Source organism: Acidovorax sp. 22279 (genome assembly GCF_052045435.1).
GTDB lineage: Bacteria > Pseudomonadota > Gammaproteobacteria > Burkholderiales > Burkholderiaceae_C > Acidovorax > Acidovorax delafieldii.
The window spans coordinates 142,716-166,743 of the sequence record NZ_JBQEOV010000012.1 but is presented as its reverse complement, the minus strand read 5'-3'; the positions used below and the strand labels follow the sequence as shown (position 1 = coordinate 166,743).

The 24,028-nt window shown below is 55.8% G+C and carries 29 protein-coding genes; 15 read left to right on the top strand and 14 right to left on the bottom strand.

The genetic code is table 11. The features are described 5' to 3' along the window. Window positions 1-162 precede the first annotated feature (162 nt). Both ACTJKQ_RS16960 and ACTJKQ_RS16955 read left to right on the top strand, forming a co-directional pair. Window positions 163-1,314: a DUF262 domain-containing protein gene (locus ACTJKQ_RS16960; RefSeq protein WP_440597504.1), complete on the top strand. Its 1,152-nt coding sequence runs from the start codon at window positions 163-165 to the stop codon at window positions 1,312-1,314. Window positions 1,315-1,332: 18 nt separating this feature from the next. Then, window positions 1,333-1,902, top strand: coding sequence for a hypothetical protein (locus tag ACTJKQ_RS16955; protein WP_440597503.1), 570 nt, complete (start codon window positions 1,333-1,335; stop codon window positions 1,900-1,902). A 199-nt stretch (window positions 1,903-2,101) separates the two neighbouring features. Here the strand turns inward: ACTJKQ_RS16955 and ACTJKQ_RS16950 are convergent, their stop codons facing one another. Beyond that, a complete protein-coding gene (locus ACTJKQ_RS16950; protein ID WP_440597502.1) occupies window positions 2,102-2,722 on the bottom strand; it encodes a recombinase family protein in 621 nt (206 codons plus the stop codon). Window positions 2,723-2,830: 108 nt separating this feature from the next. On the opposite strand from ACTJKQ_RS16950, the gene ACTJKQ_RS16945 reads away from it, so the two are divergent. After that, window positions 2,831-3,043, top strand: a complete 213-nt coding sequence (locus ACTJKQ_RS16945) for a hypothetical protein (protein WP_440597501.1) — start codon at window positions 2,831-2,833, stop codon at window positions 3,041-3,043. Window positions 3,044-3,144: 101 nt separating this feature from the next. Here the strand turns inward: ACTJKQ_RS16945 and ACTJKQ_RS16940 are convergent, their stop codons facing one another. The 12 genes from ACTJKQ_RS16940 to ACTJKQ_RS16885 all read right to left on the bottom strand — a co-directional run bounded on the left by ACTJKQ_RS16940 (window position 3,145) and on the right by ACTJKQ_RS16885 (window position 10,026). Further along, window positions 3,145-4,257: a zonular occludens toxin domain-containing protein gene (locus ACTJKQ_RS16940; protein WP_440597500.1), complete on the bottom strand. Its 1,113-nt coding sequence runs from the start codon at window positions 4,255-4,257 to the stop codon at window positions 3,145-3,147. Window positions 4,258-4,375: 118 nt separating this feature from the next. Next, complete coding sequence (locus ACTJKQ_RS16935; RefSeq protein WP_440597499.1) at window positions 4,376-4,660, bottom strand: DUF2523 domain-containing protein; 285 nt, start codon at window positions 4,658-4,660, stop codon at window positions 4,376-4,378. 3 nt (window positions 4,661-4,663) lie between these two features. After that, entirely contained in the window at window positions 4,664-5,965 is a 1,302-nt protein-coding gene (locus tag ACTJKQ_RS16930; RefSeq protein ID WP_440597498.1) for a hypothetical protein, read from the bottom strand. A gap of 1 nt (window position 5,966) precedes the next feature. Continuing rightward, entirely contained in the window at window positions 5,967-6,116 is a 150-nt protein-coding gene (locus ACTJKQ_RS16925) for a hypothetical protein (RefSeq protein WP_436079134.1), read from the bottom strand. 7 nt (window positions 6,117-6,123) lie between these two features. Further along, the gene (locus tag ACTJKQ_RS16920) at window positions 6,124-6,345 is read right to left on the bottom strand and encodes a hypothetical protein (RefSeq protein ID WP_440597497.1); all 222 of its coding nucleotides are present in this window, start codon (window positions 6,343-6,345) and stop codon (window positions 6,124-6,126) included. 78 nt (window positions 6,346-6,423) lie between these two features. Then, a complete protein-coding gene (locus ACTJKQ_RS16915) occupies window positions 6,424-6,726 on the bottom strand; it encodes a hypothetical protein (protein WP_440597496.1) in 303 nt (100 codons plus the stop codon). Between the two features lie 65 nt (window positions 6,727-6,791). Next, window positions 6,792-7,022 (bottom strand): major capsid protein, encoded by a 231-nt coding sequence (locus tag ACTJKQ_RS16910; protein ID WP_440597495.1) that lies wholly within the window; start codon window positions 7,020-7,022, stop codon window positions 6,792-6,794. A 150-nt stretch (window positions 7,023-7,172) separates the two neighbouring features. Continuing rightward, the gene (locus ACTJKQ_RS16905; RefSeq protein WP_436079220.1) at window positions 7,173-7,382 is read right to left on the bottom strand and encodes a hypothetical protein; all 210 of its coding nucleotides are present in this window, start codon (window positions 7,380-7,382) and stop codon (window positions 7,173-7,175) included. Then, on the bottom strand, window positions 7,382-7,705 hold the full coding sequence (locus ACTJKQ_RS16900) for a hypothetical protein (protein WP_440597494.1): 324 nt from the start codon (window positions 7,703-7,705) through the stop codon (window positions 7,382-7,384). The genes ACTJKQ_RS16905 and ACTJKQ_RS16900 overlap by 1 nt, the downstream gene beginning before the upstream one ends. 27 nt (window positions 7,706-7,732) lie before the next feature. Continuing rightward, window positions 7,733-8,998, bottom strand: a complete 1,266-nt coding sequence (locus ACTJKQ_RS16895) for a replication initiation factor domain-containing protein (RefSeq protein WP_440597493.1) — start codon at window positions 8,996-8,998, stop codon at window positions 7,733-7,735. Window positions 8,999-9,427: 429 nt separating this feature from the next. Continuing rightward, window positions 9,428-9,643 carry a hypothetical protein gene (locus ACTJKQ_RS16890; RefSeq protein ID WP_436079223.1) on the bottom strand — a complete coding sequence of 72 codons (216 nt, stop codon included), beginning with the start codon at window positions 9,641-9,643 and terminating at the stop codon, window positions 9,428-9,430. Next, window positions 9,640-10,026 carry a hypothetical protein gene (locus tag ACTJKQ_RS16885; protein WP_440597492.1) on the bottom strand — a complete coding sequence of 129 codons (387 nt, stop codon included), beginning with the start codon at window positions 10,024-10,026 and terminating at the stop codon, window positions 9,640-9,642. Before ACTJKQ_RS16885 ends, ACTJKQ_RS16890 begins: the two co-directional genes overlap by 4 nt. Before the next feature lie 124 nt (window positions 10,027-10,150). On the opposite strand from ACTJKQ_RS16885, the gene ACTJKQ_RS16880 reads away from it, so the two are divergent. Together ACTJKQ_RS16880 and cyaY are read left to right on the top strand one after the other, a co-directional pair. Further along, window positions 10,151-10,408: a hypothetical protein gene (locus tag ACTJKQ_RS16880; RefSeq protein WP_440597491.1), complete on the top strand. Its 258-nt coding sequence runs from the start codon at window positions 10,151-10,153 to the stop codon at window positions 10,406-10,408. Beyond that, entirely contained in the window at window positions 10,408-10,737 is a 330-nt protein-coding gene (gene cyaY / locus ACTJKQ_RS16875; protein WP_056060182.1) for an iron donor protein CyaY, read from the top strand. The genes ACTJKQ_RS16880 and cyaY overlap by 1 nt, the downstream gene beginning before the upstream one ends. 51 nt (window positions 10,738-10,788) lie before the next feature. Here cyaY and ACTJKQ_RS16870 read toward each other — a convergent pair whose 3' ends face one another. Beyond that, window positions 10,789-13,182: a penicillin-binding protein 1A gene (locus ACTJKQ_RS16870; RefSeq protein WP_146869890.1), complete on the bottom strand. Its 2,394-nt coding sequence runs from the start codon at window positions 13,180-13,182 to the stop codon at window positions 10,789-10,791. A gap of 267 nt (window positions 13,183-13,449) precedes the next feature. Here ACTJKQ_RS16870 and ACTJKQ_RS16865 point away from each other — a divergent pair, with 267 nt between their 5' ends. From ACTJKQ_RS16865 to ACTJKQ_RS16820, 10 genes are all read left to right on the top strand, one after another. Beyond that, window positions 13,450-14,529 (top strand): pilus assembly protein PilM, encoded by a 1,080-nt coding sequence (locus tag ACTJKQ_RS16865; RefSeq protein WP_015012658.1) that lies wholly within the window; start codon window positions 13,450-13,452, stop codon window positions 14,527-14,529. Beyond that, a complete protein-coding gene (locus ACTJKQ_RS16860; RefSeq protein WP_056060186.1) occupies window positions 14,526-15,146 on the top strand; it encodes a PilN domain-containing protein in 621 nt (206 codons plus the stop codon). The genes ACTJKQ_RS16865 and ACTJKQ_RS16860 overlap by 4 nt, the downstream gene beginning before the upstream one ends. A 1-nt stretch (window position 15,147) precedes the next feature. Beyond that, complete coding sequence (locus ACTJKQ_RS16855; RefSeq protein ID WP_056060190.1) at window positions 15,148-15,810, top strand: type 4a pilus biogenesis protein PilO; 663 nt, start codon at window positions 15,148-15,150, stop codon at window positions 15,808-15,810. Next, window positions 15,810-16,352 carry a pilus assembly protein PilP gene (locus tag ACTJKQ_RS16850; protein WP_440597490.1) on the top strand — a complete coding sequence of 181 codons (543 nt, stop codon included), beginning with the start codon at window positions 15,810-15,812 and terminating at the stop codon, window positions 16,350-16,352. The genes ACTJKQ_RS16855 and ACTJKQ_RS16850 overlap by 1 nt, the downstream gene beginning before the upstream one ends. Then, on the top strand, window positions 16,349-18,484 hold the full coding sequence (gene pilQ, locus ACTJKQ_RS16845; RefSeq protein ID WP_440597489.1) for a type IV pilus secretin PilQ: 2,136 nt from the start codon (window positions 16,349-16,351) through the stop codon (window positions 18,482-18,484). The genes ACTJKQ_RS16850 and pilQ overlap by 4 nt, the downstream gene beginning before the upstream one ends. A 21-nt stretch (window positions 18,485-18,505) precedes the next feature. Further along, window positions 18,506-19,642 carry a hypothetical protein gene (locus ACTJKQ_RS16840; protein ID WP_440597488.1) on the top strand — a complete coding sequence of 379 codons (1,137 nt, stop codon included), beginning with the start codon at window positions 18,506-18,508 and terminating at the stop codon, window positions 19,640-19,642. An 83-nt stretch (window positions 19,643-19,725) separates the two neighbouring features. Beyond that, on the top strand, window positions 19,726-20,817 hold the full coding sequence (aroB, locus tag ACTJKQ_RS16835; protein WP_440597487.1) for a 3-dehydroquinate synthase: 1,092 nt from the start codon (window positions 19,726-19,728) through the stop codon (window positions 20,815-20,817). Between the two features lie 69 nt (window positions 20,818-20,886). Further along, window positions 20,887-22,059 (top strand): deoxyguanosinetriphosphate triphosphohydrolase, encoded by a 1,173-nt coding sequence (locus ACTJKQ_RS16830; RefSeq protein WP_440597517.1) that lies wholly within the window; start codon window positions 20,887-20,889, stop codon window positions 22,057-22,059. 272 nt (window positions 22,060-22,331) lie between these two features. Further along, window positions 22,332-22,994: a DUF1415 domain-containing protein gene (locus ACTJKQ_RS16825; protein WP_440597486.1), complete on the top strand. Its 663-nt coding sequence runs from the start codon at window positions 22,332-22,334 to the stop codon at window positions 22,992-22,994. Beyond that, window positions 22,991-23,926: a class I SAM-dependent methyltransferase gene (locus ACTJKQ_RS16820; RefSeq protein ID WP_440597485.1), complete on the top strand. Its 936-nt coding sequence runs from the start codon at window positions 22,991-22,993 to the stop codon at window positions 23,924-23,926. The genes ACTJKQ_RS16825 and ACTJKQ_RS16820 overlap by 4 nt, the downstream gene beginning before the upstream one ends. Window positions 23,927-24,028 lie beyond the last annotated feature (102 nt).

The window sequence follows — 24,028 nt, the reverse complement described above, 5'->3', positions numbered from 1 at the left end:
ATAAGCGACTGCTGCTTGACGGAGCTCGTTGCTTGCGTTCGATAAATGTTGGGGCTGGCTGAAAACTAGGCTGAGGCTACTCCCTAGGGTTATCCAGCTGAGACAACGGTTAGAGTGATAATTCTCGGAATAAAGCGCATCCCGCGTACCGGAGCAACCGCAGTGGCCGACACAGACCCAGAAGTTTCACCCGAAGAGCCGGATAACTTCCCTGATAGCCAACAGGAAAGCGAAGACGATCTTTCAAAGGTTTCGTTCAAAGACGCCGTCGTCACGAACACCGACTGGACGATCGAGTCAATCAACTTGCAGATGAATAAGGGAACGATTGATCTGCAGCCGAGTTTTCAGCGCCGCGGAGCTTGGGATCAAACGCGGAAAAGCCGTTTGATCGAGTCGATCATAGTCGGTATGCCCGTGCCCAACATCGCACTGGCCGAGCGAAAGGACCAGCGGGGGCGGTTCATAGTCATTGACGGAAAGCAGCGTCTCTTGGCGATCCAAGAGTTCATGCAGGAAGGCTACAAGCTGCGCGGGCTTGACCTCCGTGAAGATCTCAATGGCAAGTCGTTTGGCACGCTGGAGGGCAACGACCGGGAGTCGTTTGAAAACAGCACTCTTCGTGCGACTCTCATCAAGAACTGGAAAGACGAGAATTTCCTTTGGGCGGCGTTCTACCGGCTCAACGTCGGCTCCTTGCCACTTTCGCCGCAGGAATTGCGCAAGGCGCTGATCGGCGGCAAACTCATCGACGCTATCGAGGAGTACCTGCAAAGAAGTAAGCCGTTCCAAGACATCTTTGGTATCGGCTTGGACAAGCGCATGCGGGATTCTGAGCTCGTCCTGCGGTTCTTGGCTTTCGATCGGGACATCATGGCCTACAAGGGCGATTTCAAAGAATTCTTGGACCAGACGACGCGCTACTACGAACAAGACTGGGATGCTCGGGTCAACGAGGTCAACGCCGGTTTTGCACGACTCGATCTTGCCTTGGCCACGGCAACCACAATCTTCGGAGAGTTTCCCTTCCGGAAGTGGCTTGGTGACCGGTATGAGCGCGTGACGAACCGTGCAGTGTTCGACTGCATCGCGCGGTTCTTCGCGGAGCAGGATGTCGCGAACTTAGCTGTGGTGAATGCTGACGCCGTCCTAGGCACCTTCCAAGGGTTGTGCGGCGACCCGAAGTTCCGCGCATATATCGAGGGCTCTACCAAGACACTCGAAGCTACCTATACCCGACTGTCGATGTGGGGCGACGGCCTGGCCAAGAACATCGGCAAGGGTCTTGATCTAACAACCCTTCGTATCTCTTGAGCAATGCCATGCCCTCACATGCCGGCACTCCGGGCTCGTATCGTGGTGCTTCGGGCAAAGTTTGTGGACGCGCAGTTGGCGACGGAGCGTACCGATCCGCTCAACTTCGTGCCAGATATCGACAGCCTAGCTGCGTTTCGACTGCTCGCTCACGCCGAGTTTGAGGACTATTTAGAGACGAAGGCGCGCGAAGGGATAGCCAGCATCGAGACAGCATTTCGCAATGGCCAGAACACGGTGCGACAGAACATCAGCGTACTTGTAATAGCGATGTCCCTCCCGAAGCAGCTTCGGTTCGAGCCCCCGAACTGGCCGGCGGACGTGGCCGAGCTGCTGCGCGCCGCGCGCGAGTGGATCGGAAAGAACAACGGCATCAAAGATGCATCGTTCACTATGCTGTCGGTATTCAGCGGCAAGATGCCGGACGAGGTCGATGGAGCCTTGTCGGCGAGCCTGAGCAGCTATGGAAGCAGTCGAGGGGACGTAGCGCACAAGAGCGCGACGCGCGTGACAACCATCCAGGCGCCGAGCGTGGAGGCGCAAGCCGTCGAGGACCTGGTTTCCGGGCTAGACAGCTACTTTTCATAGTTAGCCAAAGAAGAGCGCCGCGCAAGGACGACGAACTGCGGTCGTGCTGGATGACTGCCTCTACGTTGGCAACGAGCTTCTCCTGCGGCTGGTGGACAGAGGTTTGAACCGCAAGCTGAGGCCGATTGGCGCACATAAGCCGTGATCCATAACTGGCTGCTCTTGGCCGAATTCTGCCTCACACTTTCGCAAAATTTGGCTAGGCATACTTACGGACTTCACCGCTTGACCCCGAAGACCTGACCCTGGTGAGATATGGAGCGTCTGGCCGAATAACTCGATAGATCGCGCACTTGACCGTGCCAAGCCCCACGCCCCACACATCAGCCAACTCATCCATAGTGCATGCGCCGGACAGATACATTGAGACCACCTGCGCCTCATCCTCTGCAGACAGCGCCCGCCTACGACCCCAACGCTTGCCGCGCGCCCGTGCTGCTGCCTGTCCAGCCATGACACGCTCCCGAATCATTGAGCGCTCAAGCTGAGCGACAGCACCCAAAACCTGAAACGTGAACTCACCGAACGGACTGGTGGTATCTAGTGGTTCAGTGAGGCTACGAATACAAGACCCAGCAGCCTTCAAACGCCCCTGAATGGCAAGCAAATCCGGAAGACTACGCGCGACCCTATCTAGCTTCCACACGACGAGCGTATCGCCACGCCCAAGCGAAGCCAACGCCTTTTGCAATTGAGGACGAGGACCGACACCGGAGCCGGACTCAGTAAAGACACGATGGACACCATGCGCAGCAAGCGCATCACGCTGCAGAGCGGTGTCTTGATCTTGTGTACTCACTCGCGCATACCCGACAAGCATTCAACCTCCTTTGTTTTGGACCGGGAACGAAACGCCAAAACTTAACGGCAATACACTGGTGGCAATCCAGCGAAAAGAGCCCATAGCGGCCTAATTTGAAGTTCGAAAATGACACCCATCGAATGGATAACTAACAACCCTTGGAGCGCATCAACAGCAGCAGTTGCAATGCTGCTCGCCGTAATTTGGGCAATCTCTCGATTGATCAAAAAGCGCGAGACAAAGTCCGAATTTCGACTGAGAAGCCAAGAGCAGCAACAGCAATTCCAGCCGGTCAGCACCGCATACAACCCGAAGCAATACCGGCGTAAAAAAAGCTGACCGATGAAGATCAATCTTGGATCGACCGCAGCACGTAGCCCAAAGCCACCAGCACCCAATAAACACGGCGTCCTCAAGCACCCATAGAAGTTCAACAGCCATCACTCTGGACGCTCAGCAGATGGCGGCAATACAGAGCTAGAAGCAGTCACCAAAGATTGGCCCGGCTCGGGCTTGAATGGGTCAAATCTGCGTTTTCTCCAGTCGTCCCACTCAGTGCACAGATCATCGGGAACGGCGGTGCGCTGCTGAGTCATGCAGTAGCAGGGCTCGGACTCCGGGCAGATGCGGCCGACGATGCGCGGCATGGAGACGACTTCGCGCAGGTGGTCATACGCCGGGGCGCTGCGCGGCTCGTAACTCACCACAGGAACAAACATGGCCGTGTCATAGGGCTGGCCGCGCTGGCCGGGGCCGTTGCTCGTCATGGGCTTAAAGCCAGTGCCCGGGACCGCTGCAGGGGCTGGATGGGGCGCAGAAGCCGCAGGTAAGGGGGAAGGTGCAGCGGTGGTGCCTTGGGTCTGTTTGTCGGGCTTGATTTCGCCCTTGCTGGCGATGCGCTGGACAGCCGAGGGGATGAAGAACAAGGCCGCTGCGATCGCAGCAACGACCACAAAGGCCAATGTGGGGATGCGCGTCTTTGGCTTGGTGTGCAGCTCCGAGCTGAGGTAGAGCTGAAACACCTTTTTGTCATAGCGAAACGGTGCCTTGGCGATGGCCTTGGAGTACATCAAAGACCGGCTGCAGTGGTCCCACTCGTACACGATGGAAGCGCCCAGGCCACCGAAGCGACGCACGTGCAAATGGCGACCGACGAGGGCGAGGACGTTGCGATCCAGCAGCATGGGGTGCTGCGTGATGATGATGAAATCGACGCCCTTGTGCCGGTGGGTTTCGAGAGCGCTTATGTCGTCTGGAACCTTGGAGCCGTTGGGGCGTGGGGGCCAGTAGCGTTGCACCTCATCAGGCACGATCACATCACCGGGCTTGCACCACTTGTGCCAGCCGCGCAAGCCGTGTTCCTCGTCGCCGTCGATCAGCTCGTGTTCGATGAGAAGCCGGGGAATGTTGGTGCAGATGCGGCGCGGCGTCTCCTTTTGCTGGCCGTTTTCATCGGTGCTTTTGACGACCGAACCGACCAGGTCAAGCAGTAGCTTGCTGATGCAGTACAGGGTTTTGCCAGCGCCTGGCGTGCCGGTGATTAGCGTAATCATGAGTCACCAAACAGAAGCGCATACACGAACAGCGCAGGCACCGCAAACAGGGCGAAATAGTAGAAAGCATCGAGCAAGGTAAGCCCAAGCCAGAAGCGAATTCGACGTCGACTAGTCGTCATGGATTGGCCCCAAGAATGCGAGTCGTCTTGCTCAGGTTCCAGATCAAGACGCGGGTCATGATCGCCCCAAAGATGATGGACAGGGCCTGGCCAATACCGGCGAGGCCCGCCAGTTGCAGGATGCCTGCAGGCAGGCCACCCCATGCGTTTTGCGCGGTCGCTATGACCTGATCCATGAGCAAATCCATGCCCACAAAACTCACCATCGACAGGCCGAGGGTGACGAAGATGCGGGCGATGAGCGGCGAGACCATCGCCATGATGAGCTGTGCAAATCCCATGGCTTAACCCTCCGACTTCGGTGCAACGATGAACACCGCCGAGATGGCCGCGAGCAGCAGCAACACCGGCTTGACGTAATTCACGATCCAGCTGCAGGGCTGGGCCATGTCGAGGGCCTTGATGGACTGGCCGTGAATGTTCAGAAAGAGGTTTGCGGGGCAAGAACCACCACCGCCAAACGATGGCCCTTGCTGCTGGGTGATCATGCGTGTTTGCGTTGGGATCGTGCCGTCTGTCGGTGGCGTGCCCACCGGCGTGCAGCCAAGCGATCCTGGGTACTTGTCGCAGTCGGTATAGAAGTCCGCAACCGGGTTTGGATTGGGGTTGGGGTTCGGGTTCGGCGTGGGGTCCGGCTGCGGCGTGGGGTCGGTGGTTTCAGTGACAACAGGACGCACATCAACGCGCCACGGTTCGCTCGGCGTAGGCGATGGCACGACCTCATGCCATGGCTGCGTGTACCGCTGTGGGTTGGTGTTTGGAATGGGCACCGGGTCGCCATCTGGATAACGGATGGGCGACGGCTCCAGCTGCGGCGCGGGGTTGCCGTTGGGGCCGATGACCACATCACCGACCGGCTCTGTGGCCGGGTTGATGATGGGGTTAGGGTCCACAGGCAGCGGGATGCCCAGCTCGACCAGCGCCCGAGGGTTGATGGGTTTGGTTGCGAGGGGGGCCAGATCAGCTTCGGAAGGTGGACGAGCTGGAGAACCTGGGGAAACGGGATTAGGTGCCGAGGCGTAGCAGCCAGAGCGAACACCGTTGAAGCAGGCAAGCTGCAGGCCCGTAGCCTGCCCAGTGGTGCAGGCAGGGTAACCGGCAACGGAATCGCAGTTGGACGGCTTGGCTATCGAAGAAATGCGGACGACCTGACCGCCATCCAACACCCAGTAATCACCGGAACCTGCGGGTATGGATTCCCCGGGCTTTGCTGGGACCTGAATTTTTCCGAGGGGAGTTACTTCGAGGTCTTCACCGGCGAACCAATCAAGGATGAAAGGTATTGCGGACGCAGCGAGAGAGAGGCCCGCAATCCACGGGTTCATTTTGGTAACGGCGAAGGTGGCCGCGTTGGCAGCGACACGGAAGCCGACAGGGACCGTTACAGCACGTGCGCCGAGGTTCAAGCTGGCATTGGCGATGACGTGGCCACCAGCGTATCGGGCACCGTTGGCAGCAGCTCCGACCGGGATGGTGGAGACACCGCCGACGCTTTGAAATGCAGGCGGTGGCGCTAGTTGGGCATAGCCCGCATGGGCTGCAAATGCGCAGGCCCAGCACAGCAGGAATGTGACGATGCGGAGCATGTCAGCGCCACTGAAAGAGGCCACGCGCCGCGCGGTAGCAGAAGCGGCACACAGAGGGAATGGCAGCGCCAACAAGGCCACCAGCCACGCCGAAATAGAACGAGGAAGCGACGAGGGATTGCTGCACAAACAGCACTTGGTCATCAGTCATGGGGGCCTCACTTTTTTCGAGAACGTTCGTAGGCGGCTGTGGCGCGAATCTTCGCAATGAGCTTTTCTTCTTGCTCTGGTGTAAGAGCCATAGGAGCGCCCGAGATAAGACGCTCTGCAATGGAAAGAACAAAAGAGCAAAGGGCGGCACCGACAGCGCCAGCAAGCCCAGCCACAAGAAGCAAATTCATCAGCACAGAGACAAGCTCTGCGTATTGGTAGTCGTTCATACGCCGCTCACTTGAAAGCGACGAATAGCAGCAGGCAAAGGCCCGCGGCGATCATGTAATCGATGGGTGCAATCACGTTCAATCCTTTGAGGTGTCGCCGGTGAACAGGTTGAGCAGCTGCTTGACGCCCCACACGACAACCAACACGGCGAGGAAGGCGTAAAACAGGTCTGCCATGTCCTGCACGCGGGCGGGGTCCGAGGAGGAATCGACCTTGATGGTTTTCATCACGTCGATCTCGGCCTTGGTGAGAATCTGCAGGCCGCTGGTGCAGGCGTCATCGGGCACGATGATTGGCACCGTGGAGTTGAAGTAGTAGCCCACGCCACCGTTAAATCCGATGGTGGAACCCGTGGGCAAAACCTTGACGCACTGAGCCATTCCGACCCCCTAAAAAACCGAGGGCACTAGGCCCCCGGATGGTTCACACGATGGCGGGGGAGGGATCAGATCCAGCCGAACTTCGAGGCCAGCTTCTTCAGGCCCCAGAACACGACGAACGCGGTGATGATCGCGGTCACTGCGGTGGTCATGTCGGTGCCTGCGTCGCTGATGGCGGTGGTCACAGCAGCGGGCAGAGCTGCATGGGCAGTGCCCACGGAGGCGAGGACAACAGCAGGAATTGCGGCCAGCTTGGAACCGTACTTTTGAGCGACAGAGCGGGTTTGATTGATCATGTTGATCTCCTGTTTGAAAGGTGCGGGATTGCACCCCATAGCCGATGGCGCTTCACAGCGTTGACCGGCTACAGGCTGAAATCTCAACTAGCTAGCTCCCGGGAACGAAATTCCATTAGCTGCGGTTGTTAGGGTTGCCGCCTAGCGCCATCAAAGGGGCACAGAGCGGTGTAATTCGCGAAGGTCCACGACTTGCGCACGGTGAAATGGCTCGGCGTGGTCTTCGATAAGCTGGGCGACTGTTTCGAGGTCTTCGACCGCTACGGCTTCGCGCAGCAACATGACCCATTCGGGCTGGCCGTCCTCATACGAGGGGGCGAGGAATGCGCCCGTGGTTGCCGACTGGATCACGTAGAACATCACTGCACCTTGGCAGCTGGCTTGGCCTGCTCAACGGGGCGGATATCGACCAATACCATCTTGGTTCCGTCCTGCGCTGCTGCGGCCATTTCAAAGGTGGCAATGGCTTTGATGGGCAGGGCTGCGCCGAGGTGTGCCCACTTGTCAAACTCTTTGGCGTCGCCCAGCTTGAATGGACGAGTAGCGCGACCGATGGAGCGGCCAGCACTGTTTTCGGCGAGGTCGACTTCGCAGTGAAAAACGGTGCTGCTGAATGCGCGGCCATCGATGGAGCCCGCGCTTTCCTTGACGCCGTGGACGATGACTTCGGACTTGAATTGCATGGTGATTTCCTTGGGCCTTGTTGAGGGTTATGCGATGACGTGGCCAGCGTCTGCGCCCTTGAAAACTCGTTTAGTTGCGCGTTGATAAACGCGGGATATTTCGTCGCGTGAGAAGCGGCGAAGGCGACCGGGCAGGCTTGCGCCTTCTACGATTGCGGCGAACTCTTCACCGTCCATGAGGGTGAACATGAGGGCCAAGCTAGGGCCAGCCACATCGCGAACCCAGCGCTTGTTGCGGGTGACTTCGGCTTCGATGGTTTCAGCGGCCAAGCGACCGTTGCAGGCCAAGCTGGCGGGGTTCAGCTCGATCTGCTCGTCTGCTTCGCGAAGTAGCGCGGCGTGCCACGGGCTGGCCTCTGCAAAGAAGTCAGCAGGACGGCGCAGCATGTCCACATCGAGAACGCGGGCCTTGTTGCCCAAGCGAAGCTCTGCACGCATCCAACCGGATGCATCCTTGTCGCCGAAGAGCTGATGGCCTTTTTCGTAGATGTTGGTTTGCTTGCCAACTTCCTTGGAGCCGATGTAGAAGCTGCGACCCTTGCCGTTCATCCAGTCGCCGACCATGTTGCACTTGAGGCGCTTGCCGCCCGAGTCCATGAGGCCGCTTTCATAGTCGGCTTGGATACGCTGCATGCCGCCCGTGATGCCATCAAAGAAATCAAGTGCGAGGTCACAGCGGGTGATGACGCCATTTACTTCATCGACCAAATCGGCCATTTCAAAACGCCAAGAGGGCTTTGCAAACGTGCAGGCTGTGCCGTAGAGGTTCACGTGCAGAGTGCGCTTTTGCGCTTGCTGGCGGGGACCGTCGCCACTGGCACCAAAGCCAACCCAACCGACCTCTTCGCCGTTGCGCTCAATGCTCCAACGGCTTTTGTAGAAGTCGTGCCCCTTGCGAACTTCGGAGGCAACATTGAAACCATCGCCGAGGGCATCGACCACGCGCAGCGCAAGCTCTGCAGCCTGAGCGCTGGGCGCAAAGTCTTCATCTGGCACTTGCTGCAGCTTGTGCATGAAGCGCGCAAAACGCTGGGCTTCATAGGTGCCGTACTGCTCTTCATGCTCAGACAGTGGCCGTTCCAACGTGCTTTGCACTGGAGGTGGAAACAGCACATCAACGGGGGGCATGGGAGCGTTGCGCACTTGGCAGGTGAAACGCAGCCAATCGATGTGCACAAGAACGCGGGTTTCGATGCGCTCAGCGATCAATCGGACCTTGACCTGATTGCCCTCAAGGACGAGGGAACAAGCCTTGTTGAGCTTGTTCAGCTTTGAGTTTGCTGGGCGGGTCATTCGGTGGTCCCTCCTTGGTTATCCCCGTGATTACCATCGGGGATGGTCGGCGCCTGCCCCGCCCCGGCGCNCATGCTTGCCCGGCGGGCGCCGCGCCCATAGAGCCGACTGCACACGAAGGACACACAGGGCGCATCCCTTCGGGACCGGGCTCTATGGCTTCGCCACCAAGCCCCTTCGGGTCTTGGCCCATGCGGGTAACGATCCCTTGCGCGGTGGCGCTGTCGGCGAGGGCGTTTTCAGCGGGTACGGGCTGCACAGCGGTTGACATGGGCGTGCCGCCCATACCCTGCCCCACGCACCCCTTCGGGGCCGCGCTAGTCGCGCTGCGCGGGTCCCCGGTTGTCTCCAAAGACAGGCGGGCACGCAGGCCATCGATGTAGGGCGGCAGCAGGCGCGAAAGATCGAGCAGCAGATGCACGGCGCGACTCATGGCAACAGCCCCTGCATACCCTCAAGGCGCAGCACGTGGAGGCGGGCGCGCTCGACCTGGTGGCCGGTGCGCAGGAAAGCGCCGACCGCTGCAGCGCAGGCTTTGTAATCGGCAGCCTGTCGGGCACTGCCCTGGAGAACGGATTTCGGGACCGGGGCCGCAATAGCCCGTTTTGCCCGGTACTGCAGGTCGCGCTTTTCTTCGGGACTCATTGCAGCACCCCGTTATTGCGCGCGCCGTAGAGGCCGACCTGTTTCCAATTGCGGTTGCACTCAGCAAAACGCACCATGGACTGAAGCAGTTCGTTCACGCTGCAATCGAGCTGGGCGGCTGTCTCGCGCAGCTTGGCAATGATCTCGGGCTTGTCGGTGAAATCGACCCGAGCCTTTTCAGCGCGATAGGCGGCTTTGCGGGCCGCTGCACTGGCGTGGACTGGGCGACGGCCCTTGCGCTTTTCGTTCCCGGCGCACTCCCCACCGTTTGCGATGCAAGCCACTGCACAACCGTCGCCATCGCTGCCGACTTCGGGGGGAGTGCAATCGTTAGCCGCTTCAGGGGCGGCAATTTCAGGAAGAAGAAGCTGCAGGGCTGACATGGGTGGCTCCATGGTGGTAAAGTTGCCTTACTAGTAACGGATAACAATATCCGGATTACGTAAAACGTAATTTAACACAGATTACAGAATTGGTAATTAATTCTCTCTATGGAGTCTTGCCGCTATGTATGCCGAATTAATCGAGAACCTGACAGCCGAAGATCGCAAAGCCTTGGCTGAACAAGGTGTTCCATCGTCGCGGGTGAGTGAATGGAAAACAGGCTTTAGAGTACCCACCCGCCCTCAAGCGCTGGCGCTTGCCACCGTCAAGGGCGTGGACTATATGGAGCTGGAGAAGGAGTTGGTAATGATCGAGGCGACGGAAGAAGCCAAGAAAAAACCAGCAATGGCCAGCCTACTTGAACGCATTCGAATACTGTAATGACCGACCTCGAATTCATGGACCACGCCGAACAACTGCTGCTTGCCGTCGAACGCAGTTGTGATCGCATCAATGACACCTCGGATGCCGATGTGGACAGCCAGCGCTCGGGGGGCATGGTGACCTTGACCTTTCCCAACCGCAGCCAGATCGTGATCAACCTGCAAAAACCGCTGCACGAGGTGTGGATGGCCGCCCGTTCTGGCGGCTATCACTATCGTTTTGATGGCAGCCATTGGCAGGACACCAAGGGCGCCGGAGAATTTTTTGCATGCCTCACGCGCGATGCCTCGCAACAGTCCGGGATGTCGCTGCAGTTTGCCCCGTAACTTACTCCGCGCCCACCCAGTTGAGGAGGGGCGCTGCGGATTATGCGGCGCTCAGTTTCGGAACAAGTCCAGGATGCGGCTGCGCTCTTCAGAAGGCGGAGGTGCTTGGGGCGTTACTGCGGGAGACGCGGACCGGTCGTCCACCCCCACGCTCGAAACACCCGCATTGCGTGCGTACTCCTCGTAGAACCACTCACCGCCCACATTCACGACACCGGGTGGCACTGTAGGCTCCATCACTGGCACGCCCTTCAGCGCACGCTCCATGAAGCTGATCCACACGGGCAGGCTGAGCCCGCCACCGGTTTCCCGGCTGCCCAGATTGCGTGGCGTGTCATATCCAATCCAAGTGACAGCCGCAATGGTGGGCTGGAACCCTGCGAACCACGCGTCCACCGAATCGTTGGTAGTGCCGGTTTTGCCATAAAGATCGGGGCGCTTGAGAGTGGCCTGGGCCCGCGCTGCAGTGCCGGTGCGGGTCACCTCCTGCAACAGACTGCTCATCACAAAGGCATTGCGTGCGTCGATGGCCCGGGGCTGCTCGTTGAGCGCTGGTGGCGTGATTTCTGAAATCACTCGCCCCTTGTGGTCAGTCACCTTGGCAATCAGCCAAGGATTGACGCGGTAGCCCCCGTTGGCAAACACGGAATAAGCGGATGCCATTTGCAGGGGCGTGACCGAGCCCGCGCCAAGCGCCATGGTCAGGTAGGCCGGGTGCTTTTCTGGGTCGAATCCAAATCGTCCCACCCATTCCTGCGCGGTTTTGGGTCCTACGGCTTGCAGGATCCGGATGGAGATCATGTTTTTGGACTTCGCCAAGCCCGTGCGCATACTCATGGGGCCGTCGTACTTGCCGTCGTAGTTCTTGGGTTCCCAAGGCTGACCGCCGGTGATACCCGCATCAAAGAACAGCGGAGCATCGTTGATAACGGTGGCAGGCGTGAAGCCCTTTTCAAGCGCTGCTGAATAGATGAACGGCTTGAAGCTCGAACCAGGCTGGCGCCATGCCTGCGCTGCATGGTTGAACTTGTTCTTGTCAAAGTCGAATCCACCCACCAATGCCCGGATGGAGCCATTGCGGGGGTCAAGGGCTACAAAAGCCCCCTCCACTTCGGGCAGCTGTGTAATCTCCCATGCGCCCTTTGGTGTCTTGACCACTCGGATGACAGCGCCGCGCCGGATCTTGATATTGGGCGGCGCCTTGTCGCTGAGCCCCGACTGCGCTGGTTTGAGTCCATCGCCGGTGATCTCCAGTGAGTCCCCATTGGCTCGTGCGGCCAGGATGCGTTTGGTGGATGCTTCCAGCACCACAGCGGAGAGTACGTCTCCGTTGTCTGGGTGGTTGGCAAGGGCGTCATCAATGGCGTCCTCCACTTCCTGGGCTGCTGTGGGCAACGCGACGAACTTCTCTGGTCCCCGATACTGCTGGCGTCGCTCGTAGTCCATGATCCCGCGCCGCAGGGCCACATAGGCGGCCTCTTGCTCCGCCGCATTGAGGGTGGTGTACACGTTAAGGCCGCGTGTGTAGGCCTCGTTGCCGTACTGGGCGAAGATTAGCTGGCGGGTCATTTCGGCAACGTATTCCGCGTGGATGCGCGTGTTGTCGGGTCCCGTACGGATTTTCAACTCTTCCTTCTTGGCTTGCTCTGCTTGTTGCGCAGTGATGAAGCCGTTCTCTTCCATCCGTTCGATGATGTACTGCTGTCGAGCGCGGGCACGTTTGGGATTGCTGATGGGGTTGTATGCAGATGGTGCCTTGGGCAAGCCCGCAAGCATTGCTGCTTCAGCAATGGAAACGGATTTCAGCGGTTTCCCAAAATAAGCCTCGGAGGCTGCCGCAAATCCATACGCACGATTGCCAAGGAAAATCTGATTCATGTAAATCTCAAGAATCTGATCCTTGGTCAGCAAATGTTCCAATTTGAAAGTCAGTAAGATTTCGTAAATTTTGCGAGTAAATGTTTTTTCTGAGGACAGATAAACATTTCGCGCAACCTGCATGGTGATCGTCGAGGCGCCCTGGCTTTTCACACGGCCCAGATTGGCGAGGCCCGCACGCAGCACGCCTTTGTAGTCCACACCACCGTGCTGGAAGAAGCGAGAGTCTTCGATCGCCAGCACTGCGTCTTTCATGACCTGCGGAATCTCGTCGATGGGCGTGAGGTTGCGACGCTCTTCTCCAAACTCGCCCAATAAGGCCCCTTCCGCAGAGTACACCCGCAGCGGCAATTTGGGGCGGTAGTCCGCCAAGTCAGAGATGTCCGGCAGGTTGGGGTAGGCCACTGATAGAGCCACAGCGATTGTGAGCGCCAAGCCCAAAGCCGCGGCCGCCGCCAGTCCAGTGATCCATAGAGCGATGCGAACCAACCAGCGAAGCCAACTGGGACGGGTGCGAGCAGGAGAGGAGTCCGACTTGTCGGAGGACTTCGAGGGGGAGGGCGGCATATCGCTCCGATGGGGTAAGACCACCCATTATAAAAATGTCCACCGCTGGGGTCGGAAATCCGGTTTCGTACTTGGCAAGGTGTCGCTGAAAGGCTTCCCGTAGTGGCCAAGCGGTATTGCAGTGCTCTGAAATTTCGTCTGCTTTTGGCAACGCTCTTCGGGCGTTACAGGGGGAAAAATCTTTGCCGGAGAACTATCTTACTGATAGCATTCATGTGAAGTGTTAAGTTTTGTTGCCTCATTTTGGCAAGTTACAGGGGACCAATCTTGATCTCAATGGGGTCTTTGTTCAATCGCCAGTCTGCTCCGCTGCTGGGAATCGACATCAGCTCCTCCAGTGTCAAGCTGGTGGAGTTGGGGCGCGATAAGGCAGGTAGTCTGGTCCTAGAGCGTTGCGCGATCGAGCCGCTGGAGCGAGGCTGGATCACCGATGGCAACATCGAAAAATTTGACGAAGTGGCGGACGCATTGCGTCGCCTAGTCAAAAAGAGCGGCACCCGAACCAAAAACGTGGCGCTGGCATTGCCCCCCTCCGCTGTGATCACCAAGAAGATTACGCTGCCGGGTGGAATGACGGAGCAGGAGCTTGAGGTTCAGGTCGAATCCGAAGCCAACCAGTACATCCCGTTTTCGCTCGACGAGGTGAGCTTGGATTTCTGCGTTATTGGTCCGAGTAAAAACGCGCCGGGGGACGTTGACGTTCTGATTGCTGCGTCTCGGCGCGAAAAAGTCCAGGACCGACAAGGCTTGGCGGAGGCCGCCGGGTTAAAGCCTGTGGTGGTCGATATTGAATCCCATGCATCACGACTGGCTGCAGGGCGTCTCATTGAAGCGCTGCCGAATAAAGGCGTTGATGCGATGGTGGCGCTTTTCGAGGTTGGAGCCTTGACGACCAGTATGCAGGTGATTCGGAACGAAGAGGTTCTGTACGACCGCGACCAAGCCTTCGGCGGCGCCCAGCTGACCCAACTGATTGTTCGGCAATATGGTTTCTCCGTGGAAGAAGCCGAAAGTAAAAAGCGCAGCGGTGATTTGCCGGAAGACTATCAATCAGCGGTCCTTCGTCCTTTTGTCGACAGCATGGCCCAAGAGATTGGCCGAGCCCTCCAATTCTTCTTCACCAGCACGCCCCACAACCGTGTGGACCACATCATGCTGGCTGGTGGCTCGGCCCCACTGCCGGGGCTAACTGAGGCTGTCACCCAGCAAACCGGTTTTGCGTGCAGTGCTGTCAATCCTTTTGATGGTATGGAAATCGGAAGTTCCGTGCGACTGAAAAAAATGGTGCGCGAAGCACCGTCGTACCTGACCTCGTGCGGTCTTGCTATGCGGAGGTTTCTGCAGTGATTCTGATCAATCTTTTGCCTCACCGAGAGGAGGCACGCAAACGCCGCAAGGAAGCTTTTCAGGCGACGATGTTTGCATCTTTGCTTTTGGGCCTTGCTATTGCCGGAGCCATCTACTGGTGGTTTCAGATCATGATCACGGATCAGCAGAATAAGAACGCCTTTCTCCAGCAGGAGATAAAGGTGTTGGAGGGACAGATCAAAGAAATTGCATCCATCGAAGATGAAATTGCTTCTTTGCGTGCGCGCCAGAAGGCGGTAGAAGATCTACAGTCTGACAGAAACCTTCCTGTTCACTTGCTTACCGAATTGGTCAAACAACTCCCTGACGGGGTGTATGTCACGGCAATCCGGCAAGCCGGGCAAACGATCACGATGCAGGGGATGGCGCAGTCCAACGAACGGGTTTCCGAGTTGTTGCGTAATTTGGCAAGCAACACGCCGTGGTTGGCGAAGCCAGAATTGGTGGAAATCACTGCAAGTACTGTAGCGCTGACCTCGCGAGATCAACGCCGAGTTTCTTCCTTCAACTTGAGGTTCCAATTGGTGCGCGCCAGCGACGCACAAAAATCTATAGCGGCAGCGAATGTTGCTGCCTCTTCGCCTGGAGGTAGGTGACATGGCGAAAGCAAAAGAAAAAAAGATAAATTTCGCTGAATGGATAGAGTCTGTCCAGCGGCAGTTCAGAAGCTTGGATTCCAGAGATCCTTCAGCTTGGCCAGTTTTGCCAAAGGTAATTCTCTGCGTCTTTATTGCGGGCGCTGTCGCTGCGGTGTCGTGGTTCGCATTTTTGCAAGACTATGAAGTGCAGTTGGGTGAGGAACGCAACAAGGAATTAGCTTTGAGGGGTGACTACCAGAAGAAGCTCATCAAAGCAGTTAGCCTGGATGCACTGAAGAAGCAGCGTGAGCAGATTCAGCAATATGTTATTCAGCTAGAAAAGCAACTTCCTAGTAAAGCTGAAATGGCTGCGTTGCTTTCTGATATCAATCAATCTGGTTTAGGGAGAAGTCTGCAGTTTGAGCTGTTTCGGCCCGGTCAAGTCGTTGCCAAAGACTACTATGCTGAGCTTCCCATTTCTATTCGTGTTACTGGTAAGTATCATGATATCGGAGCTTTTGCCTCTGATATTGCGCACCTGTCTCGCATTGTTACGCTTAACAACATATCGATTACTCCCGGGGCTCGTGAAGGCTTAACTATGGATGCGACTGCGCGCACATTTAGATATCTGGATCCTGAGGAGATCCAGGCGCAAAAGAAGGCGGGGGGGGCTAAGTGATGAAAATTTTCACTGCGTCATTTCTTGTGAGTGGTTTGTTAATGCTTGTTGGCTGTGCTCCGTCAGGGGAAGATGAATTGAGAGTTTGGATGGCGGAGCAGCGAGCCAACACAAAACCGAGCGTTCAGCCGTTAACTGAACCAAAGAAGTTTGTCCCTGAAGCATATAGCCAGGATGGTGCGATAGAACCGTTCAATCAACTTAAATTAACACAAGCGTTGAAACGGGACTCTAGTCAAGTGGCCTCGAACGTTACGTTGATCGCTCCAGAAATGGTCCGTCGTAAGGAGCCATTGGAGGCGTTCCCATTGGATTCTATGGCTATGGTGGGTAGTCTGAATAAATCAGGCGCACCGATAGCGTTGATTAAAGTTGATAGCTTGATCTATCAGGTCAAGGTTGGAAATTACCTTGGTCAAAATTATGGAAAAGTCACTCGGATTACTGAAAATTCAATTCAGCTGCGTGAAATAGCACAAGATGCAACAGGGGATTGGATAGAGCGTTCAGCATCGCTTGATCTGCAAGAGGGTAAAAAATGAAACAAAATAGTGGCATATTGTTCAGTTATTGCCGTGGCGCTGCTGTAGGCGTTTCAATGCTTTTTCTTTCTCTTGGGGCATTTGCCGCTGGGGGGATTAGTGCTGTTTCCGCTAGCATCCAGGCGGGTGTTGAGATATTGAGAGTTGATTTTTCTGAGCCGATTTCTTCTTCGCCTACAGGATTCTCGACACAGTCTCCTGCACGCATCGCGCTGGACTTTCAGGGGGTGGGGAATGATAGTGGTAAATCTCTGTATGATATTAACCTTGGAAATTTAAAATCGGTGAATATTGTGAATGCAGGGGAGCGTTCGCGTATTGTTCTGAATCTAAAAAATCCGACCTCTTACAAAACGGAAATTCAAGGGAAATCCTTGTTTTTGTCGCTTGAGTCTTCGCTTGTCGGAACGAGGCCTTCTGCTCAAACCACCGCATTTTCGGAAAGTCAGAACAACGATGTGCTACCGTTGAAAGACATAGACTTTCGACGTGGTTCGGACGGTGCTGGAAGGGTAATCGTGAATCTTCTTAGCAATCAGGTAGGTGTTGATCTGCAGCAGCAAACCAAAGGTATTGTGGTTGAATTTATGCGATCATCGTTGCCTGAGGGGTTGCGTCGAAAATTAGATGTTACGGATTTTGGCACTCCTGTGCAGACTGTAACTACAACACAGACGGGTGAGCGCGTCCGTATGCTTATTGAATCGAATGGTGAATGGGAGCACAGCGCATACCAAAGTGACAATCAGTTTGTTGTTGAAATTCGGCAGAAGAAAATCGATCTGAGTAAATTGACGCAGGGTCCTGGGTACTCAGGAGAAAAATTATCCTTGAATTTCCAGAATATCGAAGTGAGATCTTTGCTGCAGGTTATTGCTGATTTTACGAATTTCAATATAGTCACATCTGACACTGTCACGGGTGCTCTAACCCTGCGGCTCAAGGATGTCCCCTGGGACCAAGCGCTCCAAATTATCATGGACGCCAAAGGTCTTGGTATGCGTAAGACAGGATCCGTTCTATGGATCGCCCCTAAAGATGAGATAGATGCTCGTACAAAGAAAGACTTCGAGGCTGCTCAGGCAATCCAAAAATTGGAGCCACTTAAGACGCAGGCTTTTCAGCTTAACTATGCGAAGTCAGCAGACATTGTTGCTCAGCTCACCACTACGGCGGGTGCGTCCAGCGGGGCCGCATCAACGCGATTTTTGTCGGAGCGTGGTAGTGCAATATCCGAGCCGAGGACAAATCAGTTATTTGTGACTGATACCCCAAGCAAGCTCGAAGAAGTTCGTTTACTACTGGCGAGCTTGGATGTTGCAGTTCGTCAAGTTTTGATTGAGGCGCGCATTGTCGAGGCGCGAGATACTTTTGGCCGATCTTTGGGTGTACGTTTGGGTGCAACTGACTTGCGTGCTAATAGGGGGGGGGATGGTGGATATGGAGTCGGAGGAAATAACCGAGTAGCCTTCGGTACCTCATACAGCGATGCCGTTGCATCCAGTGGTGCAGGTGGTGCGACTAATACGAGTGGAAATTTTGTGAACCTGCCCGCAAGTCTATCTAATGTGAGCAGTGTGGGGAGTTTTGCGCTATCGATATTCAATTCTGCCGCAAATCGCTTTCTTACATTAGAGCTTTCGGCAATGGAGGCCGACGGTAAGGGGAGGATAGTTTCCAGCCCTCGCATTATTACGGCGGATCAAACTAAGGCGCTGATTGAGCAAGGTACAGAGTATCCGTACGCTGTGACGGCCCCTAACGGTGCTACGACTCTAGCCTTTAAAAAAGCAGTACTCAAGCTTGAAGTGACGCCCCAGATAACTCCTGAGGGGAATATTATTCTTGATTTAGACGTGAACAAAGACAGCCGAGGAGAGACAACTACTCAAGGTGTCGCTATTGACACCAAGCATGTCAAAACGCAAATTTTGATTGAAAACGGTGGAACCGTTGTAATTGGTGGAATCTTTGAAATGGAAGAAACCAATCAAGAGAATAAAATCCCGTTGCTTGGCGATGTTCCTGTGGTGGGTAATCTCTTCAAAAATAGAACAAAAGAATCTACCAAGCGTGAAATGTTAGTATTTATTACGCCTAAAGTTATTTCTGATAGTGGTCCTAGAAAATAATTATTTACGGATTAATTGATTATGAAAAAGTTATTTAAAATATTACTTGCCATCACTACCGGTGTGTTGGTTGTCGCTTGTGGAGGCGGGGGGGGCGGAGGTGGTACCCCTAATGGTCCATCCGCAACCTTGAGAGTCTACCCCCCTGTAAGTGCAATTAGTTTGCCTGTGGGCGCTAGCGGGTCCACAGATATTGAAGTGCGTGGCGGTAAAGCACCTTACGGTGTAATCAGCTCCGATGCTTCCGTTAGTGCGTTCCTTTCAGCTGACGGGATACTATTTATTTCTGGAAATAGTGACGGGACTTCAACGTTAACGGTGTACGACGAGAGTCTCCCTGTTCAGCAAGTGAAAATTACTGTGACCGCCAAAGCGGTTCCATTGGTCAGCAGTGCCGGAACTGCGGTTACATTGCGGCCAAATCAGTCCCTTCAGTTCAATGTGCGGGGTGGTGTTGGTCCATATTCTGTTAACAGTTCAGATGCAAGCACTGTCAGCGCATCTATCTCTGGATCTACGGTGACGCTTCTCGGACTTCCGAAAGCAGGAACTGCGACTATTTTGATCACTGATGCGGCAGGTGCTACGTTGAGTGTCACGGCCACAGTGCAGGTGGGCACGATGTCGGTTTCGCCTGCCTCTATCACTGGGCCCGCTGGTACAAGTAATTCCGTGACTGTCAACGGTGGCGTGGCTCCGTACACCGTGAGTTCAACTAACACCGCTGTTGCTACAGCGACTATCTCCGGCTCATCTGTGTCGGTATCACTGGTCTCTCAAGGTGCATCTGACATCAAAATTACGGATGCAGCTGGTACCTCAGTGGTGGTTTCTGTTACTGTGACCACTAATGTTTTGCAGGTTTCACCTGCTAGTCAAACAGTGGATGAAAAGAGTGCGACCTCCACAACGCTTACTTATTTGATCGCAGGAGGCACTGCGCCTTATACTCCCCTGGTGAGTCCGGCTGACAAAGCCTTTTTCACCACACTCTCCGTAGCTGCCAACACGCTGACAGCGATCCTTCCTGATTCCACCACGGGTCCGAGATGTGTAACTGCTGATAAGGTGATTCCAATCGACGTTTACGACTCAAAACTCGTTAAGCAAACTGTTTCAGTGACTATTAAAGATGGCGGCGCTGTGGTTTGCCCATGATGATGCTGTAGTCTGAATAAAAGGCCAATTTTATATTGGCCTTTTTTGTTTTGGTGACTGTAATTTGGTATGGGTGATAAAATATGAATGTGATCAATATTGATTTGGGTGATAGAACTTATGAAATACTAGTGGGTGAAAACATCGACTTAGTTCAGTCTCTCAACGGTATTGTTTCCGATTTTCGGGTTGCTGTAATTGTCACAAATGTTATTGTTGCTGGGTATCATTTAGATCGAGTAAGAAACTCTCTAGCTCGAATATTCGAGGACGTTCGTGTTATCGAGCTGCCAGATGGTGAGTCTCATAAGAGTTGGGATTCTTTAAACAATATATTTAACTCACTTTTGAGTTGGCAATGTGATCGAAAGACGACTCTGTTCGCGCTTGGTGGCGGTGTGGTTGGTGATCTAACAGGCTTCGCGGCTGCCACCTATATGCGTGGTATACCATTTGTACAGTTGCCTACGACATTGCTCGCTCAAGTTGACTCTTCGGTAGGTGGGAAAACTGCGATTAATCATCCGTTGGGGAAAAATATGATAGGGGCTTTTTACCAGCCTCAACTGGTCATCTGCGATTTTTGTACATTGAGTACTCTGCCTGATCGTGAGCTTCGCGCTGGTTTAGCTGAGGTTATTAAATATGGGCCGATTGCAGATATCGCCTTCATGGAATGGCTGGAGCAAAACTTGAACGCAGTTATGGCCAAGGAGGCCGCGGCACTTGCTCATGTGGTTCAGCGTAGTTGTGAGATCAAAGCTTGGGTCGTAAGCAAGGATGAGAAGGAGTCAGGCTTGCGCGCTATATTGAACTTTGGTCACACTTTTGGTCATGCCATCGAAGCAGGGATGGGCTACGGTGTTTGGTTACATGGAGAGGGCGTTTCGGCCGGGATGGTCATGGCCGCTGAACTCTCCCGACGCTTGGGGTTGGTAGACGCTGACTTTGTTCGGCGGCTGATCTCTTTGATCCAGCTTGCTGGTTTACCCACCAAAGGGCCAGTATTAGATGCTAACGACAACGCCGGTCGATATTTGGAGTTGATGCGGATTGATAAAAAAGCCGAAGCAGGCGAGATTCGGTTTGTTGTGATCGATGGCCCCGGTAGAGCACTTGTGCGCTCGGCGCCAGACTCCTTAGTCCGTGAAGTTATTGATGCCTGCTGCGAGTGAATATTTGTGGTTGCTTGGATTGCTTTTTCGAGAAGCGTAGGTGCCGTTTGATGAGGGGCTACTAAGGTGATTGGGCTCGTAGATCTGTTGCCCTTCGCATCTGCCCCCGCGCAGACCCGCGGTCGGCGTCATTCAGAGTGTCCGCCGCCCACTCGAACTGAATACCAGCGCGACCGCGACCGAATCGTCCATTCCACGGCATTCCGACGGCTTGTCTACAAGACACAAGTCTTCCTCAACCACGAGGGGGATCTATTTCGTACCCGGCTAACTCATTCGTTAGAAGTCGCGCAACTCGGGCGATCCATCGCACGGTCGCTACAGATTAACGAAGACTTGGTTGAGGCCATCTCGTTAGCCCACGACTTGGGGCATACCCCGTTCGGGCATGCAGGGCAGGACGCCTTGAATGGCTGCATGGCGGACTTCGGAGGCTTTGAACACAACTTGCAGAGCTTGCGAGTGGTGGACAAGCTGGAAGAACGATACCCGTTGTATGACGGACTCAATCTCACATTCGAGACCCGAGAAGGGATTCTCAAACACTGCTCGCGCACTCATGCTTTGCAGTTGGAGAGTGAGGAGCCCAATGGTGTCGGTGCTCGCTTCCTGCGCAATGAGCGGCCGAGCCTGGAGGCGCAGTTGTGCAACTTGGCTGATGAGATTGCGTACAACGCGCACGATATCGATGACGGCGTGCGCTCGGGGTTGATTACCCTGACGCAGCTGCAAGAAGTGCCCTTGTTCGATGCATACCGTTCGGCAGCCCAGATGGAGCATCCCGACCTCGCCACGCCATCAATGCAGCGCCGCTTGTTGTATGAGGCGATACGGCGGATGCTGAGTGCGCAGGTGTACGACGTCATTGACACCACAAAAGCCGCGCTGCACGAGCATGCACCAGCCCATCCGGATGAGGTGCGGAAGCTCCCTGTTCTGGTGAGCTTCAGTGGTGAGATGCGCGAGCGCTCTACCGTACTCAAGCGGTTCCTCTTCAAGCATCTGTACCGGCATCCCCGGGTCATGGAGACTACGGGCCATGCCCAAGAAATCGTGCGTGAGTTGTTCGATGCCTATATGGCCCAGCCTCACGAAATGAAGGCTGCCTTTACCGCGCGAGCCCTGGAGGGCGACAGGTATGGAAGAGCGCGGGCGGTGGCCGACTTCATTGCCGGGATGACGGACCGCTTTGCCGTGCGGGAGCATGAGCGCCTGACAGGGCGCCGACTGCTGCAGGAATAGCGCCGGTTCCGGGGTGGAGCGAGATGCGTTGATTTTGGGGTGGTTCGTCGCTGGTGTAGCGCGACTTCAGGCTGCGTTAGACGTGGCCGCCTAGAGCGTGTTTGCTGTGTGTGCTTGCGCATCTATTCTTTTTCTCCGCTGCCCTCCCGCCGATGTGAGCATTCACTGAGGAGTCCATGAGACTTCCGAGTGGGACCGCCGCTATCGCGCGATCTGCCAACAACTCACACCGATAAAATCCCACCTCTATCCCCGCGCTTCTGCGCGCACCCATGACATCTTCCTCCACCAACGCCGCTAAGGCGCTCCCCCATTTTGTATCCACTGATACCTACGTCCAGGACACTGTCCGGTGGCTGGAGCGGGCCGTCATAGGATTGAATCTCTGTCCGTTTGCTAAGTCGGTGCATGTCAAAGGGCAAATTCACTACGTGGTGAGCTTGTCCACGACCGGGAAGGATGTGCTGGAGGTGTTGCGCGAAGAACTTCAAGCGCTCGCAAACACACCCGCAGAAGTCAGGGACACCACCTTGCTGGTGATGCCGCATTGCCTGCAGGATTTTCTGGATTTCAACGACTTTCTTGGTGACGTGGAGGACGTGGTGCACGTTCTCGGGTTGGCGGGCACGCTGCAGGTCGCAAGCTTTCACCCGCAGTTTCAGTTCGCCGGCACAGATGCGGACGACGTGACTAATTGCACCAATCGCGCTCCATACCCTACGCTGCACTTGTTGCGCGAGGCCAGCATTGATCGGGCGGTGTCGGTCTTTCCCGAGGCGGAAACCATCTTTGAGCGCAACATGGAAGTACTTGAAGAGATGGGCATGGCCGGTTGGCTGGCGCTGGACGTGGGCCCCCATGACAAAGGCGGTGCGAACATGGCCGCCACTGCCGCCAGCGAGGACAATCCGCCAGCACAAGGCCCCGGTTTATGAATAAAAAGAACCCATCTGCAGCGACGACCGACCTGCGAATTCGCGGTGCGGGAAAATCCAAGAACGAGAGTGCTGAGCTGCAGGAACTGCGCTCTGGCCAATCGGTAGAGCTGCTCAAGGAGCTGCACATCCTTACCCGGGATGGCCGTCTCAATCAGGACTCACGCCGCAAGCTCAAGCAGGTGTACCACCTGTTCAACTTCATCGAGCCCCTGCTCACGGAGCTGTCCGTCCAGGGCAGTGGGCCCACGTTGGCGGACCACGGAGCGGGCAAGTCCTATCTGGGTTTCATCCTGTACGACCTGTATTTCAAGGCGCTGGGCCGCGGGCATATCTACGGGGTGGAGACCCGGGCGGAACTGGTAGAGAAGTCGCGGGCGCTCGCGCAGCGGCTTCATTTTGAGCGGATGTCGTTTCTCAATCTATCCGTGGCCGAGTCTGCGGATGCCCGTGAGTTGCCCGACCAGATCGATGTGGTCACCGCCTTGCATGCTTGCGACACCGCCACTGACGACGCGATTGCCTTCGGGCTGCAAAAAAAGGCCCGGGCCATGGTTCTGGTGCCCTGTTGCCAAGCGGAGATGGCAGCCTGCCTGCGCCAAGGCAAGGCCTTGCAGTTGGCGCGCACGCCCCTGGCGGAACTGTGGCGTCACCCCTTGCACACCCGCGAACTCGGCAGCCAGGTGACCAATGTGCTGCGCTGCCTGTACCTAGAGGCCAATGGCTACCAGGTCACTGTGACCGAGCTGGTGGGATGGGAGCACAGCATGAAGAACGAACTCATCATCGCGCGCTACACCGGACAGAAAAAACGCAGCGCGGCCGAGCGGTTGCGGGCGCTTCTCGGCGAATTTGGCCTGGAACACGCCATGGGGGCGCGGTTTGGCATCGGTGTGGCGGCAGACCAAGTGGAGAACTTGGCCACGCATTGACGCGTGCCCAAAAGGCGCGCAAGGGCAGGCCAGAATCAAGCATGCGCCTCGCTATCTTCGTGGCGGATGATGGGCGTCGCCAGCTTGCATCGATGAGAAATG

What these genes read in the sequence shown, in the direction of transcription:
- ACTJKQ_RS16955 (WP_440597503.1), top strand. Translation starts at nt 1,333, where the DNA reads ATGCCGGCACTCCGGGCTCGTATCGTGGTGCTTCGGGCAAAGTTTGTG.
- ACTJKQ_RS16950 (WP_440597502.1), bottom strand. Translation starts at nt 2,722, where the DNA reads ATGCTTGTCGGGTATGCGCGAGTGAGTACACAAGATCAAGACACCGCT.
- ACTJKQ_RS16945 (WP_440597501.1), top strand. Translation starts at nt 2,831, where the DNA reads ATGACACCCATCGAATGGATAACTAACAACCCTTGGAGCGCATCAACA.
- ACTJKQ_RS16940 (WP_440597500.1), bottom strand. Translation starts at nt 4,257, where the DNA reads ATGATTACGCTAATCACCGGCACGCCAGGCGCTGGCAAAACCCTGTAC.
- ACTJKQ_RS16935 (WP_440597499.1), bottom strand. Translation starts at nt 4,660, where the DNA reads ATGGGATTTGCACAGCTCATCATGGCGATGGTCTCGCCGCTCATCGCC.
- ACTJKQ_RS16930 (WP_440597498.1), bottom strand. Translation starts at nt 5,965, where the DNA reads ATGCTCCGCATCGTCACATTCCTGCTGTGCTGGGCCTGCGCATTTGCA.
- ACTJKQ_RS16925 (WP_436079134.1), bottom strand. Translation starts at nt 6,116, where the DNA reads ATGACTGATGACCAAGTGCTGTTTGTGCAGCAATCCCTCGTCGCTTCC.
- ACTJKQ_RS16920 (WP_440597497.1), bottom strand. Translation starts at nt 6,345, where the DNA reads ATGAACGACTACCAATACGCAGAGCTTGTCTCTGTGCTGATGAATTTG.
- ACTJKQ_RS16915 (WP_440597496.1), bottom strand. Translation starts at nt 6,726, where the DNA reads ATGGCTCAGTGCGTCAAGGTTTTGCCCACGGGTTCCACCATCGGATTT.
- ACTJKQ_RS16910 (WP_440597495.1), bottom strand. Translation starts at nt 7,022, where the DNA reads ATGATCAATCAAACCCGCTCTGTCGCTCAAAAGTACGGTTCCAAGCTG.
- ACTJKQ_RS16905 (WP_436079220.1), bottom strand. Translation starts at nt 7,382, where the DNA reads ATGTTCTACGTGATCCAGTCGGCAACCACGGGCGCATTCCTCGCCCCC.
- ACTJKQ_RS16900 (WP_440597494.1), bottom strand. Translation starts at nt 7,705, where the DNA reads ATGCAATTCAAGTCCGAAGTCATCGTCCACGGCGTCAAGGAAAGCGCG.
- ACTJKQ_RS16895 (WP_440597493.1), bottom strand. Translation starts at nt 8,998, where the DNA reads ATGACCCGCCCAGCAAACTCAAAGCTGAACAAGCTCAACAAGGCTTGT.
- ACTJKQ_RS16890 (WP_436079223.1), bottom strand. Translation starts at nt 9,643, where the DNA reads ATGAGTCCCGAAGAAAAGCGCGACCTGCAGTACCGGGCAAAACGGGCT.
- ACTJKQ_RS16885 (WP_440597492.1), bottom strand. Translation starts at nt 10,026, where the DNA reads ATGTCAGCCCTGCAGCTTCTTCTTCCTGAAATTGCCGCCCCTGAAGCG.
- ACTJKQ_RS16880 (WP_440597491.1), top strand. Translation starts at nt 10,151, where the DNA reads ATGTATGCCGAATTAATCGAGAACCTGACAGCCGAAGATCGCAAAGCC.
- cyaY (WP_056060182.1), top strand. Translation starts at nt 10,408, where the DNA reads ATGACCGACCTCGAATTCATGGACCACGCCGAACAACTGCTGCTTGCC.
- ACTJKQ_RS16870 (WP_146869890.1), bottom strand. Translation starts at nt 13,182, where the DNA reads ATGCCGCCCTCCCCCTCGAAGTCCTCCGACAAGTCGGACTCCTCTCCT.
- ACTJKQ_RS16855 (WP_056060190.1), top strand. Translation starts at nt 15,148, where the DNA reads ATGGCGAAAGCAAAAGAAAAAAAGATAAATTTCGCTGAATGGATAGAG.
- ACTJKQ_RS16850 (WP_440597490.1), top strand. Translation starts at nt 15,810, where the DNA reads ATGAAAATTTTCACTGCGTCATTTCTTGTGAGTGGTTTGTTAATGCTT.
- pilQ (WP_440597489.1), top strand. Translation starts at nt 16,349, where the DNA reads ATGAAACAAAATAGTGGCATATTGTTCAGTTATTGCCGTGGCGCTGCT.
- ACTJKQ_RS16840 (WP_440597488.1), top strand. Translation starts at nt 18,506, where the DNA reads ATGAAAAAGTTATTTAAAATATTACTTGCCATCACTACCGGTGTGTTG.
- aroB (WP_440597487.1), top strand. Translation starts at nt 19,726, where the DNA reads ATGAATGTGATCAATATTGATTTGGGTGATAGAACTTATGAAATACTA.
- ACTJKQ_RS16825 (WP_440597486.1), top strand. Translation starts at nt 22,332, where the DNA reads ATGACATCTTCCTCCACCAACGCCGCTAAGGCGCTCCCCCATTTTGTA.
- ACTJKQ_RS16820 (WP_440597485.1), top strand. Translation starts at nt 22,991, where the DNA reads ATGAATAAAAAGAACCCATCTGCAGCGACGACCGACCTGCGAATTCGC.